The 18896-nt window shown below is 71.9% G+C and carries 17 protein-coding genes; 6 read left to right on the top strand and 11 right to left on the bottom strand.

The genetic code is table 11. The annotated features are described in order from the left end of the window. Positions 1 to 2 precede the first annotated feature (2 nt). Entirely contained in the window at positions 3 to 983 is a 981-nt protein-coding gene (locus AB0K15_RS25960) for a Gfo/Idh/MocA family oxidoreductase (RefSeq protein ID WP_364055450.1), read from the top strand. Here AB0K15_RS25960 and AB0K15_RS25955 read toward each other — a convergent pair. Then, positions 941 to 1480, bottom strand: a complete 540-nt coding sequence (locus AB0K15_RS25955) for an NADAR family protein (protein WP_364055447.1) — start codon at positions 1478 to 1480, stop codon at positions 941 to 943. The two genes, AB0K15_RS25960 and AB0K15_RS25955, sit on opposite strands and share 43 nt — an antisense overlap. Before the next feature lie 1051 nt (positions 1481 to 2531). Between AB0K15_RS25955 and AB0K15_RS25950 the strand changes: the two genes are divergently transcribed. Beyond that, positions 2532 to 2933, top strand: a complete 402-nt coding sequence (locus AB0K15_RS25950) for a pyridoxamine 5'-phosphate oxidase family protein (RefSeq protein ID WP_364055444.1) — start codon at positions 2532 to 2534, stop codon at positions 2931 to 2933. On the opposite strand, the gene AB0K15_RS25945 is transcribed toward AB0K15_RS25950, so the two are convergent. The 5 genes from AB0K15_RS25945 to AB0K15_RS25925 all read right to left on the bottom strand — a co-directional run bounded on the left by AB0K15_RS25945 (position 2930) and on the right by AB0K15_RS25925 (position 9213). Continuing rightward, a complete protein-coding gene (locus AB0K15_RS25945; protein ID WP_364055441.1) occupies positions 2930 to 3469 on the bottom strand; it encodes a TetR family transcriptional regulator in 540 nt (179 codons plus the stop codon). The genes AB0K15_RS25950 and AB0K15_RS25945 overlap by 4 nt on opposite strands. Beyond that, positions 3469 to 5028: a long-chain-fatty-acid--CoA ligase gene (locus AB0K15_RS25940; protein ID WP_364055438.1), complete on the bottom strand. Its 1560-nt coding sequence runs from the start codon at positions 5026 to 5028 to the stop codon at positions 3469 to 3471. The genes AB0K15_RS25945 and AB0K15_RS25940 overlap by 1 nt, the downstream gene beginning before the upstream one ends. A gap of 95 nt (positions 5029 to 5123) precedes the next feature. After that, a complete protein-coding gene (locus AB0K15_RS25935) occupies positions 5124 to 6317 on the bottom strand; it encodes a GTPase (RefSeq protein ID WP_364055435.1) in 1194 nt (397 codons plus the stop codon). Continuing rightward, entirely contained in the window at positions 6314 to 8086 is a 1773-nt protein-coding gene (locus tag AB0K15_RS25930; RefSeq protein WP_364055432.1) for an isoniazid inducible protein IniA, read from the bottom strand. The genes AB0K15_RS25935 and AB0K15_RS25930 overlap by 4 nt, the downstream gene beginning before the upstream one ends. A gap of 98 nt (positions 8087 to 8184) precedes the next feature. Further along, complete coding sequence (locus AB0K15_RS25925) at positions 8185 to 9213, bottom strand: IniB N-terminal domain-containing protein (RefSeq protein ID WP_364055429.1); 1029 nt, start codon at positions 9211 to 9213, stop codon at positions 8185 to 8187. Positions 9214 to 9736: 523 nt separating this feature from the next. On the opposite strand from AB0K15_RS25925, the gene AB0K15_RS25920 reads away from it, so the two are divergent. Together AB0K15_RS25920 and AB0K15_RS25915 are read left to right on the top strand one after the other, a co-directional pair. Beyond that, positions 9737 to 10879, top strand: a complete 1143-nt coding sequence (locus AB0K15_RS25920; protein WP_364055426.1) for a molecular chaperone DnaK — start codon at positions 9737 to 9739, stop codon at positions 10877 to 10879. Further along, complete coding sequence (locus AB0K15_RS25915; protein WP_364055423.1) at positions 10876 to 13434, top strand: helix-turn-helix transcriptional regulator; 2559 nt, start codon at positions 10876 to 10878, stop codon at positions 13432 to 13434. The genes AB0K15_RS25920 and AB0K15_RS25915 overlap by 4 nt, the downstream gene beginning before the upstream one ends. 240 nt (positions 13435 to 13674) lie before the next feature. On the opposite strand, the gene AB0K15_RS25910 is transcribed toward AB0K15_RS25915, so the two are convergent. The 3 genes from AB0K15_RS25910 to AB0K15_RS25900 are packed head-to-tail and all read right to left on the bottom strand — an operon-like array spanning position 13675 to position 15636. Then, positions 13675 to 14418, bottom strand: coding sequence for a ferredoxin reductase (locus AB0K15_RS25910; protein ID WP_364055421.1), 744 nt, complete (start codon positions 14416 to 14418; stop codon positions 13675 to 13677). Next, positions 14388 to 14987, bottom strand: coding sequence for a sulfite oxidase-like oxidoreductase (locus tag AB0K15_RS25905; protein ID WP_364055418.1), 600 nt, complete (start codon positions 14985 to 14987; stop codon positions 14388 to 14390). The genes AB0K15_RS25910 and AB0K15_RS25905 overlap by 31 nt, the downstream gene beginning before the upstream one ends. A 40-nt stretch (positions 14988 to 15027) precedes the next feature. Further along, complete coding sequence (locus tag AB0K15_RS25900; protein WP_364055415.1) at positions 15028 to 15636, bottom strand: pentapeptide repeat-containing protein; 609 nt, start codon at positions 15634 to 15636, stop codon at positions 15028 to 15030. Positions 15637 to 15733: 97 nt separating this feature from the next. On the opposite strand from AB0K15_RS25900, the gene AB0K15_RS25895 reads away from it, so the two are divergent. Both AB0K15_RS25895 and AB0K15_RS25890 read left to right on the top strand, forming a co-directional pair. Further along, positions 15734 to 16027 carry a hypothetical protein gene (locus AB0K15_RS25895; RefSeq protein ID WP_285969862.1) on the top strand — a complete coding sequence of 98 codons (294 nt, stop codon included), beginning with the start codon at positions 15734 to 15736 and terminating at the stop codon, positions 16025 to 16027. Between the two features lie 105 nt (positions 16028 to 16132). After that, positions 16133 to 16927 (top strand): hypothetical protein, encoded by a 795-nt coding sequence (locus tag AB0K15_RS25890; protein WP_364055412.1) that lies wholly within the window; start codon positions 16133 to 16135, stop codon positions 16925 to 16927. A gap of 3 nt (positions 16928 to 16930) precedes the next feature. On the opposite strand, the gene AB0K15_RS25885 is transcribed toward AB0K15_RS25890, so the two are convergent. Next, positions 16931 to 18172 carry a cytochrome P450 gene (locus AB0K15_RS25885; RefSeq protein WP_364055409.1) on the bottom strand — a complete coding sequence of 414 codons (1242 nt, stop codon included), beginning with the start codon at positions 18170 to 18172 and terminating at the stop codon, positions 16931 to 16933. Then, a complete protein-coding gene (locus AB0K15_RS25880) occupies positions 18172 to 18825 on the bottom strand; it encodes a TetR/AcrR family transcriptional regulator (RefSeq protein WP_364055406.1) in 654 nt (217 codons plus the stop codon). Before AB0K15_RS25880 ends, AB0K15_RS25885 begins: the two co-directional genes overlap by 1 nt. Positions 18826 to 18896: the final 71 nt, after the last annotated feature.

Below are 18896 nucleotides of genomic sequence, written 5' to 3'. Positions count from 1 at the left end.
TCATGCGCATCGGAGTGCTCGGAGCCGCGGCAATCGTTCCGGAAGCCCTGCTCAAGCCGGCCCGGGAGAACCCGGACGTCGACATCGCGGCCATCGCGGCGCGCGACATCTCCCGCGCCCACGAGTTCGCCACGAAGCACCGCATCCCCGAGGTCCACGCGACCTATGAAGAGCTGCTCGCCGACCCGTCGATCGACGCCGTCTACAACCCGACGCCCAACGGTCTCCACGGCCGCTGGACCCTTGCCGCGCTGGCCGCCGGCAAGCACGTGCTGTGCGAAAAACCCTTTACCGCCAACGCTTCCGAGGCCCGCCTGGTCGCCGACGCGGCCGACGCGGCCGGGCTCGTGGTGATGGAGGCCTTCCACTACCGCTACCACCCGTTCACGCGGCGCATGGAGGAACTGCTGGCGTCCGGTGAGCTGGGCGAGGTGCAGCACATCGAGACCGCGGTGTGCTTCCCGCTGCCGCGCTTCAAGGACATCCGCTACAACCTGTCGCTTGCGGGCGGCGCGACCATGGACGCGGGCTGCTACGCCGTCCACATGGCCCGCGTCCTCGGCGGCGCGACCCCGGCGATCGTCGATGCGCGCGCCAAGCTGCGCTCCCCGGAGATCGACCGCGCGATGACCGCGTCGTTGCGCTTCCCGTCCGGCGCGACGGGACGCGTGCGCGCCTCGCTGTGGTCCTCGGACGTCCTGCGCATCAGCGCCCGCGTCGTTTGCAGCCGCGGCGAGCTGCGGGCGATCAACCCGCTCTCACCGCAGTTCTGGCACCGCCTGTCCATCCGCCGCGGCGATTCCCGCTCAGTGGAACGCTTTTCCCGCCGGCCTTCGTACGCGTATCAGCTGGAAGCCTTCGCCGACGCGGTGCTGCGCGGTGAAGCGGTGCCGACGTCCCCCGCCGACGCCATCGAAACCATGACCGTCGTCGACGCGATCTACGAAGCCGCCGGCTTGCGCCCGCGCGTCCCCACGTCCTGACGCACCTTCATCAACGCGAACCCCAGCAGGTTGAGCCCCCGCCACGCGCGGGGCTCGCCCACGCGCTCGTCGTCCGGCGCCAGCCCGATCCCCCACACCCGATCCACCGGGCTCGCCTCGACGAGCACGCGCTCCCCGGTGTTCGCCAGGAACTCGGCCAGCCCGGCGTTCTGCCCGAACTTCGCCGCGTTCCCTTCCACGACGATGTCGAACCGGTTGGCGTTCCACACTTTGTCGTCGAAGCCCCGCACTTCGCGGCCGAGCGCCTTCGCCGCCCCCGGATGCCTCGACACCCGAATCCGCTCCGCCACGCCTTCGTCCCCGAACAGCGTCGCCTTCCGCCACATCATGTAGTGCTCCGCGGTCGCGAACAGCCGCCCGTCCACCTCGAACTCCGCCGGCCACCACTGACTCAGACACCCCGCCCCGATCCGCCCACCCGGCTCCGGCCGGTGCCCCCAGAACGAGAGGTACTTGAACCGCCGTCCCCGATCCAAGGCACGACAGAGCTCATCGAACGTCCGCGGCAGTGGTCCCATACGGACAGTGTGAACGACTTCGGAGAGTTTCGCCCGGGTTTTCGCAGGTTGGCGCACTGGGGGCGCAGTTTCGGCGGGGTGGGGGCGGCTGGATGGGGGCGTGGGGTTTATCGCTGAGCGGGATTTGGGGTTGGGGTGGTTGGTGGTGCTGCGTTGCCCTGCCACGCGAGGTGGCCTCGTTCAGGCACCCGCAACTCGACGGGGCCATGACGCGTCACACGGCACATCGCAGCAACGCAACGCCACCGATCCCACGACTCAAGCCAACCGACCCGCCGCGCGAAGCTGCCCACCGCCACAACACGACGGCACCTACCCCACGCCTCAAGCCGACTCGCACTTGTCGTGGCGAAACGGCCGACCCCGCAACACAACCCCACCCATGTCATGCCTCAAGCCCACCCACCACCGCCGCCGCGCTAAACAGCCCTCCCCGCCAACGCAACGCCACCCATCCCACAACGCAACACAACAGGGCCTCCGAAACAGAACCCCCTCCCGACTCACCCTGGTTCCCCACCACACAAGCCACACCTTTCCCCCGCCACAAACGCAACAGGCCCTCCCAACTGCGGGAGACCTCACACCCCCCTCCCCTTCCCCTCCCGGCTCCCCGGCAAGAAGCCTCAGCGCGGTTCGGGGCTGGTTGTCAAGGTACTCTTTCCAGCCTTGACAACCAGCCCCAAACCGTAGCCATAATTGTCGGCTTCGGGGAGCTCTCGTCGAGTGTTTCATCTTTTCGCCGTAGGCGAGTTTTTCGCCTACGGCGAAAAGAAATGCACATATCACCACCCCAATTTTTCTAGCGTGCTACGGCAGAGAAGGTAAAGAATCGGGGGGCCGCCGGGGGAAAGGATGTTGAAGGAGTTTTCGTTGCGGATCGGGCGGATGGTTGGCAATGCAACGAAAAGCCCGCATCAAGCGCACGCCCGCGAAGTCCCAACCAGCTCCGCAGCGAGAACCCAACCCCCGCCCGATACCACCCGCCTTGCCAGCTAGCGTGGCCCGTATGGAGATCGACCTCAGCACGCGCGGCGACGAGTTCCGGGCGTTCTGGACCGAGCGGCGGCTCGCGTCCCTCACGACGGTCCGGCCCGATGGCACGCCCCACGTCGTGGCGGTGGGAGTGACGGTCGACTTCGAGGCAGGCATAGCCAGGGTGATCACGTTCTCCGACTCCCGCAAAGCGCGCCTGGCCGAGGCCGCGGGGGAGAACGGCGTGGCGGCGGCGGTCTGCCAGCTCGAGGGGCCCGTGTGGTCAACCCTGGAAGGCCGCATGGTCCTGCGCGACGACCCGGAAGCCGTCAAGGACGCGGAGGATCGGTATGCCGCGCGGTACAGGCAGCCGAAGCCGAACCCCAAGCGGGTTGTGTTGGAGATCCGGATCAAGAGGGTCATCGGCAACGCCTAGGCGCGGGCGTGCACCAGCCAGGTGTACTCCGCGATCAAGGCGGCGAGATCCGTGTCCTCGCCGGCGGCGGCCAGCTGCTGGTGGCCGACGAGCATCGCCAGGCCAAGAGCGGTGAGGGTGCGCGCGAGGGCGGCGTCCCCCACCAAGCCCTTGACCGCGCGCCCCACGGTCTTCAGCCGGGCGGCGTCCACTCGCTTCTGGGCCGCGCGCACGGCTTCGTCATTGGCCGCCCAGGCGCGGATCGCGGCCTCGGCCTTGTGGTGCAGGCCGAGTGTCAGGTCCATCAGCGCGGCGAAATCGGCGGCGGGGCCGGCCTGGCCGAAAGAACCCGAGGCCAGGATCATGACCTGGCGGTTCTCCCAAAAGGCCAATAGCTCCTCGACGAACGCGGCCCACCCGCCGAAATGGTGGTAAAAAGACCCGCTGGTCACGCCCAGATCGCGGCACAGCCGGCCGACGTTCAAGCCGGCGAAACCATCGCCGGCCAGCACGCCGAGCGCCGCCTCGAAATACTGTTCCCGGGTCACCGCGGCCATCAGACGTTGCGGTCCCGTTCCCGCCAATAAGGCTCCCGCAGAGAACGCTTCAGGATTTTCCCCGTCGCGTTGCGGGGCAAGGCTTCGAGAACGTCGACGCTGCGCGGGCACTTGAAGTGCGCCAAGCGCTCGCGGCAGAACTCGAGCAGCTTGTCCACGTCGAGCACCTCGCCCGGCACCGGCGCGATCACGGCCTTCACCTGCTCGCCCCACCGCTCGTCCGGCACGCCGATCACGGCGACCTCCGCCACACCGGGGAACTCGGCCACCACGCGTTCCACCTCGGGCGAATAGACGTTCTCGCCGCCGGTGATGATCATGTCCTTCACGCGGTCTTCGAGGAACACGAACCCGCCGTCGTCGACGCGGCCGATGTCGCCCGTGCGCACCCAGCCGTCGACGATCGTCTCGGCGGAGGCCTCGGGTTTGCCCAGGTAGCCCGACATCCGCTGGTCCGTGCGGATCCACACCTCGCCGGACTCGACATCCTCCGACGTCGCCGGGTCGACGATCCGCACCTCGACGCCGGGTACGGGAGTGCCGGCCGAAGCCAGACGCTCCGGGCGCGAGGCATCGCGGTGCGCGGCGCCGTCGAGCGTCGTCACGGCGCCCGACAGCTCCGTCATGCCGTACACCTGCACGAACTCCATGTCCGGCCACGCGGCCAGCGCGGTGCGCAGCAGGGGGAGCGGCATCGGCGAAGCGCCGTAACCGAGGTACTTCAGCCGGGAGAACCCGGCGATCGCCTGCTCCCCCGCCTGCACGATCGCGCCGACCACCGCCGGCACGAGGAACGCGTGCGTCGCCCCCGCGGCCAGGGCGCCGAAGAGCGAGGGGGCGTCCGGTTCGCGGGTCATGATCGTCGGCAGGCCGGTGAGGAAACCCAGGATGGCGTAACAGGTTCCGCCGACGTGGAACAGCGGCATCGCCACGAGGTTCTTGTCGCCGCCGGTCATCGGGAAGGCCGTGCCCACCGCGATGCCGTGCGTCAGCACGCTGCGGTGGGTCAGCACGGCCCCCTTCGGGAAACCCGTGGTGCCGCTCGTGTACATCACGAGCACACCGTCGTCCTCGGCGACCGAAGGAAAGTCCACGGAGGACGGATCACCCGCGGCGACAAGGGGCTCGAACGCGTCCGAATCTCCGCCCACGACAACGAACCGCCGCAGAGCGGGCAGCCGATCCCGGATCCCCTCCAGGACCGGCAGCAGCTCCGCCCCGACGAACACGATCTCCGCACCGGAATCGGCGAGGGTGTAAGCCAGCTCGTCGGGCGAAAGCCGCCAGTTCACGATCGCGTTGGCCGCCCCCAGCGCCGCCACCGCGAAGGACACCTCGAGGCACGCCGGGTGGTTCTTGTCCACGAACGCCACCCGGTCGCCGCGCCCGACGCCCTCGGCCGCCAGCGCCGCGGACAGCCGCCGCACGCGCTCGTCGAACTGCGCCCAGGTCCGCGTGACGCCGCCGAAGGTCACCGCCGGCTCGTCGCCCCGCTCGCGCGCCCAGTGTTCGAGGACGTCTCCCAGCAGACGGAAGTCGGGACGTTCGTCGACAGCCATGCTGCGGCTCCCTTCGCAGGCACCAGCGCCATAGAGTGCTCTATGGTGCGATGCCTGAACCTCCGCAGTCAACACCCCGGCCAGGGGAAACCTGCTCAGGCGAAGAGCGCCAGCACCCCTTCGGCGCTGCGCACCACCACGTGCGCGGCCGCGCGCTCGGCGGGCGGGCGATCCTGCCGCTCGGCCTCGTGCCGCCACCGCAGCACGGCGTCCGCGCCGGCGGCGTAGACCTCCCGCGGGTCCGTCTCGAAATCGAGGCCCAGGCGTTCCTCCGGCGTCGTCCCCTGCGCCCCCAGCAGCCGCGCGGCCTCGTCCGCGGGCTCACCGGACAGCGCGGTCCGGCCGCCGCGGATGTCGGCGATCAGGCGCAGCTCCGTGAAGTCGTGGGCGGTGGCCGCGAAGCGTTCCACGCGGGTCTCCAGCCGGTCACTCCCCGGCCGCGGTTCGTTCTGCAGCACGGTTTCCAGCCGCACCACCGCCGTACGCGCCTTCAGTGCCTCAGCACGCGCCGCGAAGCACCCCGCGACGGTGTCCCGCAGCTCCCCCAGGCCGCTGCGCCGCACGAGCTCCGTGGACAGCTTCACGCGGCTGTCGCTGCCCGTGCGGATCAACGTCAGCGCCAGCTTCACCCCGAACAACCCGAACCGTGAAACCAGCGACCGCCGTGTGTCCACGGAAACCGGCCCCGGGAACGCGGGATCGGTGAACGCGTCCACCGACAGCAGGTAGCGCTCCAGCTCCTCGCGCGGCACGGCGGCGAACGCGGCCAGCAGCTCGAACTCGTCGTCGGTGAACGCACGGGCGCCGTACGCGAGCTGCGCGGCCACGGCGATCACGCCCTGCGCCCCGCTGCACAACGGATCCTCGCGCCACGCCCGCCGGGCCAGCTGCTTCGCTGTGAGCAGCGCGTCGATGCGGCCCGCGCCGGTCTCGTCGGCGCGCGCGAGCACCAGGACCGTGTCCACCGCCGTCTGCCGCGCGAACGCCGAACGCGCGGCCGGGTGCGCGCTCGCCAGCTCGTCGGGCTCGAGGTGGCGCAGCAGCCGCACGGTCGCATCGGTCAGCACCGAGGCGGCCGGGTCGTCGACGAGCGCCAGGTCCCGCAACGACCGGGTCTCGCCGAGCGCCGCAGCGAGCGTCGACTTGCCCGTGCCCGCCGCGCCGGTGATGCCGACGCGCAGCGGTTCGTCGAGGTGGTTGAGGGCTTCGTGCAGCGACGCGGCCGCACGCGGGCTGTCGCGGTAGAGCGCGCACGCTTCGGCCAGCAGGCCGCGGACGTCCTCGGTCACGCCGGCAGCTCCCTCGGCGCGCGGCCCGCGAGCACACCCAGCTCGCCGGCGCGCTGGTGCAGACCGGCCAGGCGCTCGATTTCGCGGCGCAGCTTCACCATCCGCCGCTCCCGCTCGGCCGAGCCGGCGATGATCGTCTCGCGTTCGCGCGCGAGCTGGTCGGCCAGCTCCTCGGCCAGCGCCGTGAAGTGGTCCCGCAGCTTCCGCTGCACGCCACGGATCGCGTCGCGGCATTCCTTGGAGAACCGCAGGAAGACGTCATCGACGTGGCGCTGCGCGGTCATCTTCGCCACGGCCTGGCGGCGCTGCAGCCGCATGCCGCCCTCGTCGCTGATCGTCTTCGCCGCGAACGCAGCGCCCGCGCCGAGCGAGACGGGGTTGATCAGCGGCAGCCCCGCGAGGCTCGTGACGAGGCCGAACATCAGCACACCGCCGTAGGAACCCCGCAGGCCCGTGAACAGCTTCTGCCCGATCTTGAACCCCTCGATGCGCGGCTGACGGACGTCGGCGATCAGCTCGGCGCCCGACTCCCCGAGCCGCAGGTCGTGCAGGTCGTACTGCGCCCCGAACGCCGCGGCGACGGCCTGCGCGATCCACTCCGCGCGATCGGCGGTGAAGTTGTAGTTCGTCTCCACGGCCTCGGCGAGCGTCTTGTCGAGCCACGGCCCGAACTCGTCCCACACCTTCACCGGGTCGCCCTTGTCGAAGGTCTCGTCGATGGTCTCGACGATTTTGCGCGTGCGCTCTCGCAGGTCGTACTCGGCGTCGGACTGCAGGTCGGCGATCTCGTCGGCGAGCAGGTTCTGCCAGCGGGTGTTGCGCTTGCGCAGCTCGTCGGCCTTGCGCTGCGCGCGGTGCAGCAGGGTCGTCTGGTCCACCCCCGCGTCCTGCCCGGCGAGCTCCGCGCGGGCCCGCAGCGTCTCCACGAGCTCGGCGGCCGCCGCACGCACGCTCAGGGCGGCCAGCACCGCACTCGTGTGCTCCGGTGGCCGCGCGGCCTGCTCGGCGATCCACGCGAGCAGCGGGGGGAAGCCGGAGCGCGAGTTGAGGTCCTGGTCCGAAGCCTTCGCCGCGGCCATGCGCACGGTGGCCGACACGGGCAGCACGGGCGAGTCGATGCCGGCGTTCGAGAGCAACGCGCGATCGCGTTCGGCGACGGCGCGCCAGCTGGGGCAGACGTCGATCTTCGTCAGCGCGACCACGACGTGGGGGCACCACGTGCGGACGTGGTGGGCGAGCGCGACCTCCGCCTCGCCGAGCGGGGTGGTGGCGTCGGAGACGAGCACGACGGCGTCGGCGTCGGCCAGCACGTCGAGGGCGGCGGCGGTGCGCGGCGAGCGCGGGTCGCCGATCGCGGGGGTGTCGACGAGCACGAGGCCCGCCGAAAGCAGTTCGCGCGGCACGCCGACCTCCACGCGGCGCAGCGACCCCGGGGGGCGCGCGCCGAGCTCGCCGGTGAGCCGTTCGACCGGCACGGGCACGCGCTCGTCGGCGCGGCCCACGAGCGTGGCGGTGGGCTGGGCGGAGAAGCCGATCTCGACCGGCACGGCGGGAGTCGCGGCGTCACCGACGCTGCAGACGGGGGCGTTGAGCACGGCGTTGACCAGGTAGCCCTTGCCCTGCTTGGGAAAACCCAGCACGGCGATGCGGGTGACGCCCGGCGGTCGGTCGCGGCGCCGGCGCAAGCGCTGCACCAGGTCTTCGCGGCCGTGGGACCGGCAGGCGTCCAAGGTCTCGTCGAGCACTTCGAGCCAAGCGGGAGCGGTCACGTCGAAGGAGTGTCCCCCGTGCACGAGGAGTGAGCGAACCGGGTGGTGGCTCCGCGGTCGCACCCAGACCGCGGAGCCACTTCGTCAAAGCCGGTGAATCACAGGTGCAGGTCGAGCCCGGCGCCGCCGTGGCTGGTCTCCGCGCCGGCCTGGAGGTCGAGGCCCAGCGTGTGCTGGCCCAGGTCCGTGACGGTCGAAACGGTGTCGTGCACCGCGCCGAGGCCGGCGTCGGTGCCCGTGTGCGCGTCGGTGCCGGTGTGGGTGTCGGCGCGCTCGCCGCCCAGGTCCGGGACGACCGAGTGCGTGAGGCCCTGGACCTCGTGGGTCACGCCGCCCACGGCGTGGTCCAGGCCACCGGCGCCGAGGCCGCTGGTGAGGTTGCCCACCTGGTCGGTGACGGAGCCCGCGAGGTCGCTGACGTGACCCTCGACGCCACCGGCGGCCTGGGCGAGGTTGCTCGTCAGGCCACCCACGGGGGCCATGGCGCCACCGGCGACCGGCAGGTCGCTCACGTGCAGCGGCGCGGAGCCGTCGACCGCACCGGTGACCTGGCCGGCGACGTCCTGGGCCTGCGCGACGGCGCCGCTGACGGCACCGGCGTCGAGGCCGCCCGAGAGGTCGTTGACCAGGCCGAAGGCGCTCGTCGGGTCCTGCGCGAGGGCGGTGACGCCCGCGGCGGTGTTCTGCAGGTCGGTCACGCCGGACAGCGCGCCGACGGCGGGCAGCTCGCCCACGACCGGGAGGTCACCGACGGCGGGCAGCTCGCCGACGGCCGGCAGCGCCGGCAGGCCCGGGACGGCCGGCAGCGCCGGGACCGAGAGGCCGTCGACGCCCGGGAGGCCCAGCGACGCGGTCAGCGCCTGCAGCTGCTCGATGGCGCCCTGGGGACCGTCGGCGAGGACGCCGGTGAGGTCGCCCGCCTGCGGGAGGTTGCCGAGCGAGCCCAGGTCGTCGACCGGGATGTAGTCGAGCACCAGCGGCATGACCTCGTGCACGTCGGCGGCGCTGATGTCGCCGAGACCGGCGGCCTGCAGGGCGGCCTGCGGGTCCTGCGCGAAGGCGGCCAGCGACGTCGGGTCGCTGAGCAGGTTGAGCGTGAAGTCGTGCAGGGTCTGCACCGGGTCCATGTGGGGATCTCCAGAGGTGTTGATTACGGGGGATTGGCCCGGCCGTCCCCGGCCAGGTTGCCGATGAAGGTAGAGACGGGGCTCGCGGCCCACATCGGGGTTCACTCCCAGTTGTCACGCGTTGGTCCGTTAGGGGGTCGGCGGCTCCCCGTTAGGGAGCAGGGGTGACTCATCGACCCGTCAGTGGGGTTAAAACCGACATTCGCATGGCGTGCGTGACCCGAACGCGTGAGGATGATCGGGGGCCCCGGGGTTCCGCGGCGTGGCCCTCCGGGAAGGTCCCTCCAAACCGGCTCCACACCCCCGTTCACATCGGCGTTCACTAACAGTCGCAGCTCACTCAGCCGTTAGAGGGTCGATATGAGATCGTTAGGGAGTTACGGGCTCATCCGTTCGGGGGCTCGGTTGGGTAAATCCCACCCGCGCTTGCCCGGATGACCCGAACGGGTGAGGATGGCGTACCCCTAGGGGGGCGGATTGCTCTCCTTGGCCCGTCCCGGTGCGACGAAGGGAGGAAGCGGCGTTGCCCTATGTGCTCGGCATCGATGTCGCCCACGCCCGGACCCACGCCGCCACCCGCCGGAAGCTGACCGACGGCTGGGGCGCCCCTGAACCGCTGTGGCTCGGCGAGAGCTCGCCGGCCGCTGCGACCGCGTTGTTCCTGGACGATGAGGGTTACCTGCTCACCGGCGACGCCGCGGCGCGCGCCGGAACGAGCGTTCCGTCTCGGTTGCTGACGGGGTTCCACCGTCGTATCGGCGACGACGTCCCGGTGTTCGTCGGGGGCGAGCGGTTCTCGCCGGAGTCACTCACCGCAGTCCTCGTCGAGGGCGTCGCGGAGCACGCGGGCGCTCAACTGGGAGGAGCGCCCCACCACCTCGTAGTCACCCACCCCGGTGATTGGGGCGACTACCGGCGTGACCTTCTGCGACGAGCGCTGGGGGAATCCGGCTTCGCCGCCGTGACTTTGGTGCCCAGTTCGATTGGTGCCCTTTATGCCCACCTGCCCGATCCCGGACCCGGCGACCGGACGGCCGCGGTGTGCGAGTTCGGGCCCGACGGCGTCACCGTCACGCTCGCCACGGCCTCCGGCGCGGGCGGCTGGGTCGCGCGCGCGAGCACCGAGGGTGTGGCGCCCGCGGCGGCCGTGAGCACGGCTTTCGCGCTCGCCCACGGGATTTCGGTGCTGCCCGAGGCGTTGGCGGGCATCGTGTTCTCCGGCGAGCCCGGCCCGGGCGCACTGCCGGGCCGGTTGCCGTGCCCCGTGTTCACTTCACCCCAGCCCCCGCTCACCGCCGCGTTCGGAGCCAGTAGCCTCGCCGCTCAACGGATGAGCCCGCCCGCCCGGCGGGAGCAGCCCGTGGCCGAGACGACCTTGATCCCCAAGGTCGACCCGGTGCCCGAGCTCACCGAGCGGCCCTCCCCGCCGCCGGTGGACATCACGCCGTTCGAGCTCCCCGAGCCCGAAGGCGCCGCGAAACTGCTCCGCCGGTGGCGTCCGCTCGCCGCCGCGGCAGCGGTGCTCGCGATCGGATCCTCGGTCCTGATCGCCGCCCTCTCGTCCCACGAAGCCACGGCGGACAAGGGAACCGCCCCGGCCCACCCCGCGTCCCTCACGTCATGCGCCCACCCGGGCGCGGCCCCCACCGGTGAAGGTCACTGTTGAACGCACTGCTGGCGAAAACCGGCACCGACGCCGTCCACCCCGTTGCGCGCCTGCTCCTCGCCGAGCTGGCGGCTGCCACTTCGACGCCCGCGCGGCTCGTGGTCGTCGCGCCCGGTGGCTACGGCAAGACCACGCTGCTCGGCGCCCTCGAGTCGGGCTGCCGCGAGGCCGGCGTCGACGCGACGCTCGTCGACGACGCCGACCAGCTCGGCGAGGAGGACGTGGCGAGACTGACGGCGCTGGCGGGACCGGTGGTGCTGGCGCACCGGCCGAACCCGCGCTCGGAAGCGTTGCGCGCGCTGGCGGAGCCCTTCGCCCGGCAGGTGGCGCTGCCGCCGCTGGACGCCGAGGAGGTCGGCGCGCTCGCGCGGCAGCTCACGGGCCGGCTCGTCGACGGGACGGCCGCGGCCGCGTTGCACTCCCGGACCGGCGGGGTGCCGCGGCTGGTGGAGCGCGCGGTGACCGGGCAGCTCGGCGAGTTCCGGGCCGAGCTGGCGGAGCTCGACGACGACGTGCTGCGGTACCTGATCGCGGCGGAGGCCGGGGCCGGCCGCAACCTGGATCTGCTGTGCGCCTTGCTGGAGCTGGCGCCGGACCGGTTGCCCGAGGTCGTCGACGGTGCCCGGGCGACGGGGCTGCTCGACGCGAACGACGAGTTGCTGCCGGTCGCCGCCGAGGCCGTGCGGACATACGGTCCACCGGCGCGTCGGCTGACGGTGTTGCAGCAGCTCGTCGAGATCCAGCTGCGGGGCGGGTTGCCCGTGCTGGAGCTCGCGAAGTCGTTGCTGGACACGGGAAGTTCGGGCGCGAGTGCGGCGGCTGCGTTCGCCGCGGCCGCCGGCGAGGCGCTGCCCGGGGACGCGAAGCTGGCGGCGCGGCTGTTCGAGGCCGCCGCCGAAGCGGGGGCGCGCGACACGGCCGTGACGACGGGGTGGGCCCGGGCGGCGGCGTTGTCGGGTGATCTCGACACGGCTCTGCGGCTGGGTGACGGGATGCTGAGCGGCGACGATCCCGAGGCGCGGGCCGCCGGGGCGGAGATCGCCGCGACGGTGCTGGCGCACCGAGGTGAGCTGGCGCGGAGTGCGGAGCTCTACCGGTGGGCCGCGGCGGCGGACGCTTGTGCGCCCGGTGACGGTGACGCCGGGCCGGATCTGACCGCGTCGGCGTGGGGCGCGCCCCGGCCGACGCCCGGCCACAACGCGCCCGTGCCCGGTGAGGCTTGGGCGCCTTCGTGGAACAACGCCCGCGGGCCCGAGGTGTACCGGTGGGCCGGGCGCGGGGCCGCGAACGCGTTCGCCGCGATCGCGCTCGTCGGGTCCGGGCAGCTGGACTCGGCGCGGAACCTCGTGGACGCGCCCGTGCCCGGGGTGGCGCCGACGCTGTTCGCCGGCGCCGTGGCGCGGACGGCCAGCGGCGTCGTCGACTCGGTGAGCGGGCAGGGCGCGGACACGCTCTCGGCACTCGTCGGCGCGGCCGCGATGCTCGAGCCGGCCGCGACGGGCGCGCCGCTGCCGGACAGCCCGGCCGCGCTGGCCGCGCTCGTCGGCCTGCACTCGGGTGAGCTGGGCCTGGCCGAATCGGTGCTGGACCGCGCACTGGCCAGCGGCGTCGGCGGCGACCTGCTCACCGCGCGGCACCGGCTGTTGCTCGGCTGGGTCGCGATGACCAGCGGGCACCTCACGGCGGCCGCCGAACACCGCGACGCCGTGGCGGGCACCCACCTCGAAGCCCGCGACGAGCTGTTCTTCGCGACGCTCGAACTCGGCCTCGCCCGGCGCGCGAGCGATTTGGTGGGGCTGCAGCAGTCGTGGGACCGCGCGTACCAGGCGTCGATGCGGCAGCAGACCGACCTGTTCACCCTGCTGCCACTGGGCGAGCTGGCCATCGCCGCCGCCCGCACCGGCGCGCACGCGAAGCTCACGCGCCAGCTGCGCCACGCCCACGCCATGCTCGGCGAGCTCGGCAACCCTCCACTGTGGACGGTCTCACTGTGCTGGCACGAGCTGCACGCCGCCATCACCGTGGAAGACCTGGACACCGCGTCCCACCAGCTGTCCGCCCTGACGACCTTCGCCGGCCACGGCCGTTACCCCGCGGCCCTGGCCCGCGCCGCCACCTGCTGGCTCGCGGTCCTCAGCGGCGCCTTCGACCACGACGAGGTCTCCGCGGCCGCCGCCGAGCTCCACGAACTCGACCTCTGCTGGGACGCCGCGCGGTTGGCCGGCCAGGCCGCCATCCGCACGTCCGACCGCAAAGCCATGGTCCAGCTCCTCGAAGCGGCCCGCCAGTTCCAGGCCGGCACCGGCCGCCGCGAATCCGCCACCCCGGAACCCGGCGCCGCCCCCGGCCTGAGCACCCTGAGCGAACGCGAGCTCGAAGTCGCCCGCCTCGTCGTCGACGGCCTGACCTACAAACAGGCCGGCAGCAAGCTCTTCATCTCCGGCAAGACCGTCGAACACCACATGGCCCGCATCCGGGCCAAGCTGGGCGCCGCGGACCGCCGCGAACTGCTCGCGACGCTGCGGGAGCTGCTGGCCAAACCCGACCTGTCCTGACACCGGCACAGCCGCGCATCAGTCGCGGCTGGGGCCGAAGCGTTTCCGCACGACCGGCAGGGGTCGCGAAGTCACACGCCGCGGCCGACCCGGGCACGCGGCTGCCAGGGCTCGACGCCGGCGAAGTCGGTGCGGCGCCGTCCGCGCGAGGCCGTCCCCGCTCGGAAGCGACGGGCTGCTCGCGACGCTGCGGAGCTGCTGGCGAAAGCCGACCTGTCCTGACACCGGCACAGCCGCGGGTCAGTCGCGGCTGGGGCCGAAGCGTTCCGTCCGGATCGAGTGCGGCGAGTGGCCCAGCGCCAGCAGCGCGTCGGCCACCGTTTCGACGAAGGCGGTGGGCCCGCAGACGTACGAGGTGGGCCCGAAGTCCTTCGGCCAGCTGGCCGTGTTGAGGGTGGCGACGCTGAGGCGGCGCGGGATCCCGGCCACGCCGTCGGGGAGTTCGCGGGTGTAGACGTACGTGACGTCCAGGCCGGCGTACGGTTTGCGCAGCTCAGTGGCGTAGTAGAGGTCCGCGGGGGTCCGCACGGAGTACACCAGGCGGAACAACGCGCGGCTCCCGGCGGCGCGGCGGGCGCGGATCATCGCCATCAACGGCACGACGCCGGAGCCGCCCGCGACGAGCAGGACGGGGGCCGGGTCGGTGGGGCGCCAGACGAACCAGCCGCCGATCGGGCCGCGGATCTCCACGGGGTCGCCCACGGCGTAGGGGCCCGTGAGGTGCTCCGAGACCTCGCCGCCGGGGACGCGCTGCACCGTCAGCTCGAGGCGGTCACCGTCGGAGGGCGCGGCTAGGGAGTAGCTGCGCTGGGCGGTGTAGCCGTCGGCGGCGGTGAGGCGGACGTCGACGTGCTGGCCCGGGAGGTGGCCGGGCCAGCCGGGGACGTCGAGCACGAGGGTGCGGGCCGTCGCCGTCTCCTGGCGGATCTCCGCGAGACGCGCGACGCGCCAAGCTAGTCGCCCTGATACCGCTGTTCGCGCCATGGGTCTCCGTAGTCGTGGTAGCCGGACGACTCCCAGAAGCCCGGCTCGTCCTTCGTGGCCAGTTCCAGGCCGCGCACCCACTTCGCCGACTTCCAGAAGTACAGGTGCGGCACCAGCAGCCGCGCGGGGCCGCCGTGTTCCGGGGTGAGCGGCTTGCCGTTGTATTCGTACGCGATCCACGCCTGCCCGTCGAGCAGGTCGGCCAGCGGCAGGTTCGTGGTGTAGCCGCCGTAGGAGTGCGCGAGCACGTAGTCGGCCTCGGTGTCGAGGTCACCGAGCAGCGTCGCCACGGGCACGCCACGCCAGCGCGTGTCGAGTTTGGACCACTGCGTGACGCAGTGGATGTCCACGGTGAACTTCTCGCTCGGCAGGGCGATCAGGTCGCGGAACGACCACGAGCGCTTCTCGCCCTTCTCCGTGGTGATCACGAACTCCCACTTGTCCAGGTGGACGCGCGGTGTCGGCCCCGCCGACAGCACGGGGAAGTCCTCCGTGAGGTACTGGCCGGGCGGCAACCGCGGGTTGTCCCCACGAGCGCGACCGGTGAACCCCGGTGTGATGACACCCATCGCGGACTCCTTTCGCCTGCCCTCCAACGCCCAGCGCAGCCTACCCGCGAACGTGCAATCCGAGCGACGTCACCAGCACTGTCGCTTGTTCAGGCGACACGATGGCCCCGCCGAGCTCCGCGCGCACCGGGTCGAGCGCCGACAGGTCACTCCCCCGCAGCTCCGCGCCGCCGAACTTCACGTCCAGCAGCTCCGCGCCCGACAGGTCGACGTCGGCGAACGTCGCCCCCGTGCAGTCCGCGCGCGTGAGGTCGGCCTCGCGCATCCGCACGCCCTGGAACGTCGCGCCGCGCAGGTCCGCGCCCGCCAGCCCCGCGAACGACCAGTCGCCCCCGAGCACCTTCATCGGCCGCAGCGAGCACTCCGTGAACCGGCTCCCCACGAGCTTGCACCCGGTGAATTCCGCGTCGAACAGGTTGCAGCGCGTGAAACCGCAGCCGGTGAACGCCGTGTCCACGTGCTTCGAGGCGTTGAAGCGCACGTTGCCGAACACGCAGTCGACGAACGAGACACCGCGCGTGACGGCCTCGGTGAGGTCGACGTCGTGGAACTCGCACCGCTCGAACCGCCGCCCGGTGAACTCCTCGGCGTACCAGTCTTCGCGGCGGAAGGTCAGCTCGATCTCGGCAGGCTCAGCGGCGTCGGGCACGCGGCCAGGCTAGCCGCAGCGACCCGGTGATCGGCCAACCGGCGCAATTCGACCGATGGCGCGTTTCACCGTCACCTGGAAGTGGGAATTAATCAGCATGTCCAGATGGCGAACTTCCACCAGAACCAACACGGCAGCCCGAGTGATCACCGGAATCGGCGCGTTGTTCGCGTTCATCGAGGTGCTCTACCTGGTGATGCTGCTGGCCGGCGCCAACGCCGCGAACGGCTTCTTCATCTTCATCCGATCATTGGCCGACCCGCTCGCGCTGTTCTTCCCGGGCCTGTTCCCGGTGAGCAACCCCGACCTCGCAGTCATCCTCAACTACGGCCTCGCCGCGGTGTTCTGGCTGGTCGTCAGCGGGATCATCGCGCGGCTCGTCGCCCGCTGACCCGTTTTTTCCCCGGCCAAACGTGTTTTACGCCAACACCGGCGAAAAGCGCGGTGAACGCCACAGCCGGCAGCGACCGGTCACCGCGCCTCCTACGATGTCCGGGTGACCGAAGGCAGATGGTTCGAGGGCTGGCCCGAAATCGCGGGCCTCGCCGCCGCGGCGGGTCGTTCCCTGCTGCCGAACGTGCCCGCCACGCCGGCGGCCCTCGCGCGCACGGTCACCGAACAGCTCGTCGGCCGCCGGCTCACCGCGAAGGCCAACGGCGGCGAAGCCCGCTTCACCCTGACCGAACTCGACTACCCCGCCGATTCCCTGCGCCTGGCCACCGGCCGTCTCGGCAACGTGCGCCTCGTCGCCGAGGATGTCGAGTGGCCGACGTCCGCGACGAGTGGCATCCCGCTGCGCCGCGTTGTCCTGCTGGCCAAGGACGTCCGCCTGCGCAGCCTGCCCACCCCCACCGTGGCCCCCGGTGAGGTCGAATTGGACATCACCGTGCCCGGCGGCGTCGTGCGGGAGCGCGTGGCCCAGACCCGGCCGGACCTCGTCGCGACCCCGCACGACGACGGGTTCCAGGTGCGCTGGGCCAAGCACCCCGGCTGGGGCCGGCTCACGCTCACGCCCGCCGTCGCCGCCGACGCCGTGGTGCTGACCCCGACGACCCTCCACATCGGACAGCGGGAATTCCGCGCCCCGAAACGGATCCGGCCCGTCGTGCTGCCGCTGCCCGAGCTGCCGAAGGGGTTGCGGCTCACCGCCGTGCAGCCGGCCGACGACGAGCTCGTGCTCCACACCGTCGCCGACGAGTGGCCCGAGCGCCTCTCCCGGGTGCCGCTGCCCGACCTGCTGGCCTGGCTCACGACGGCCGCGCTCACGCTGACGTTGCCCCGCTTCCGGTAGAGCTCAGGACCACGCCACCGGCAGCGAGTGCACGCCGTAGACGAGCATGTCCGTGCGCAGCGGCACTTCCTCGGCCGGGATCGCGAGGCGCAGCTCCGGCAGGCGCGCGACCAGCTCCGCCAAGCCCACCCGGAGTTCCGAACGCGCCAGCTGCTGCCCGAGGCACTGGTGCACGCCGTGGCCGAACGCCAGGTGCGGCGTGCGCGGGCGCCTGAGGTCCAGCCGTGCCGGCTCCGGCCAGTGCTCGGCCGCGCGGTTGACCTGCGGCACCGAGATCAGCACGGTCTCGCCCGCCGGGATCGTGACGCCGCCGACCTCGAGGTCCTCCGTCGCGACGCGGTTCGGTCCGATGTGGATGATCGACAGGTACCGCAGCAGCTCGTCGACTCCGTTGTCCAGCACCGACGGGTCCTCGCGCACCAGAGCCAGCTGGTCCGGGTGTTCGAGCAGCGCGAAAGTGCCCAGCGCCAGCATGTTCGCGGTGGTCTCGTGGCCCGCGCCGAGCAGCACCGTCGCGATGTCGACCAGCTCCTGCTCGGTCAGCGCCGGGTCGGCGTCGCCGTGGATCAGGCCGGACACGAGGTCGTCGGCCGGGTGTTCACGCTTGTGCGCCACCAGCTTGCGCATGAACGCGTAGATCGACTCCGAGGCCTTCGCCCGCTCCTCGTCGCTCTTGGTCAGGTTGAGCGCGATCCCGGTGTGCTCCTGGAACTCCGCGCGGTCCGCGTAGTCCACCCCGAGCAGCTCGCAGATCACCAGCGAGGGCAACGGCAAGGCGAACGCGGGCACGACGTCGCCCTCGTTCCCGGCCGCGCGCATCGCGTCGAGGTGCTCGATCGAGATCTCGCGGATCCGCTCCTCCAGCAACTGCATGCGCCGCACGGTGAACTGGCCGGTGAGCAGCCGGCGCAGCCGCGTGTGCTCGGGCGGGTCCATGAACAGGAACCGGCCGTCCTCGCGCTGGGCAACGTCCACGGGGCAGCGCGCCTCGCCGACCTCTTCGGGGCGCAGGTCCATCGCGCTGCGGTGGCGGACGTTGTCGGAGCTGAACCTCGTGTCGGCCAGCACCGCGCGGGCCTGCTCGTAGCCGGTGACCACCCAGGCGTGCGCGCCGTTGAGCAGCTCGATCCGCGACACCGGCGCCTTTTCCGCGAGCACGGCGGGCGGGTCGAACGGGCACTTGCCGCGCCGCAGCATCTCCGGCGGAACCGGGCGGCGCATCGTGGGCGGTTTCGTGGCGGACATCAACGATCCTTCCGGGTGGTGGGGACGCGCGGGGCGGTCAGCAAACCGGTGAGGGCGTCGGTCAGGGCCTCGCCGACCAGCGCCCAGTCGGCGGGCACGCCGGTGGTCGCAGCAAGCCGCTCCTGCTCGGCGCACGTGTGGATCACCGCGACGCGCGCGGTTTGGCTCCGCAGTACCGATTCGGCGGCCGGCAACGGCGTCACGTGCGCCCACACCGCGGCCGTGCCCTCGACGAACTCGGCCGCCGGCACCCGCTCGACGCCCTCGACGTCGAGCAGCGCCGGATCGGTCACGACCTGCGCGAGGAACCGGGCGCACCAGCTGGGGTTGCCGAGGCTCGCCAAGTGCTCGGTGTAGGGCAGCACGAGGCTGGCCACGTGGTCACGCGGGCGCTTCGAACGCCGGACGGCCGCCACGCGTTCCTTGGCCCGCGCGGCGATCGGCTCGACGTGTGACCACGTGATGGCGCGGATCAGGTCTTCGCGCGTGCCGACGTGGTAGGCCAGCGCCGAGTTGTTGGCCTGTCCGGCGGCCTCCACGATCTGGCGGTTGGACACCTGCGCGAGCCCGCGCTCGGCGAACAGCTGTTCCGCCGTACGGAGGAGCAGCTCACGCGTCGCCTCGGCCTGTTCCCGGCGCGAGCTCGTCTCCACCGCACACCCCCTCGTAAGAAGATCTTCTTACGAAGCTAGTGGTAAGACACGTGTCTGCCAACCACCCCGGC

The sequence above is a fragment of the Amycolatopsis sp. NPDC049253 genome, from assembly GCF_040678995.1.
Classification (GTDB): domain Bacteria; phylum Actinomycetota; class Actinomycetes; order Mycobacteriales; family Pseudonocardiaceae; genus Amycolatopsis.
The sequence above is the reverse complement of the archived record's forward strand: the minus strand, read 5'-3'. Positions and strand labels throughout refer to the sequence as shown.

Bases quoted from the DNA above. Each gene is read 5' to 3' on its own strand.
- AB0K15_RS25960 (WP_364055450.1), top strand. From the start codon at position 3: ATGCGCATCGGAGTGCTCGGAGCCGCGGCAATCGTTCCGGAAGCCCTG.
- AB0K15_RS25950 (WP_364055444.1), top strand. From the start codon at position 2,532: ATGGAGATCGACCTCAGCACGCGCGGCGACGAGTTCCGGGCGTTCTGG.
- AB0K15_RS25945 (WP_364055441.1), bottom strand. From the start codon at position 3,469: ATGGCCGCGGTGACCCGGGAACAGTATTTCGAGGCGGCGCTCGGCGTG.
- AB0K15_RS25940 (WP_364055438.1), bottom strand. From the start codon at position 5,028: ATGGCTGTCGACGAACGTCCCGACTTCCGTCTGCTGGGAGACGTCCTC.
- AB0K15_RS25925 (WP_364055429.1), bottom strand. From the start codon at position 9,213: ATGGACCCGGTGCAGACCCTGCACGACTTCACGCTCAACCTGCTCAGC.
- AB0K15_RS25910 (WP_364055421.1), bottom strand. From the start codon at position 14,418: ATGGCGCGAACAGCGGTATCAGGGCGACTAGCTTGGCGCGTCGCGCGT.
- AB0K15_RS25905 (WP_364055418.1), bottom strand. From the start codon at position 14,987: ATGGGTGTCATCACACCGGGGTTCACCGGTCGCGCTCGTGGGGACAAC.
- AB0K15_RS25895 (WP_285969862.1), top strand. From the start codon at position 15,734: ATGTCCAGATGGCGAACTTCCACCAGAACCAACACGGCAGCCCGAGTG.
- AB0K15_RS25885 (WP_364055409.1), bottom strand. From the start codon at position 18,172: ATGTCCGCCACGAAACCGCCCACGATGCGCCGCCCGGTTCCGCCGGAG.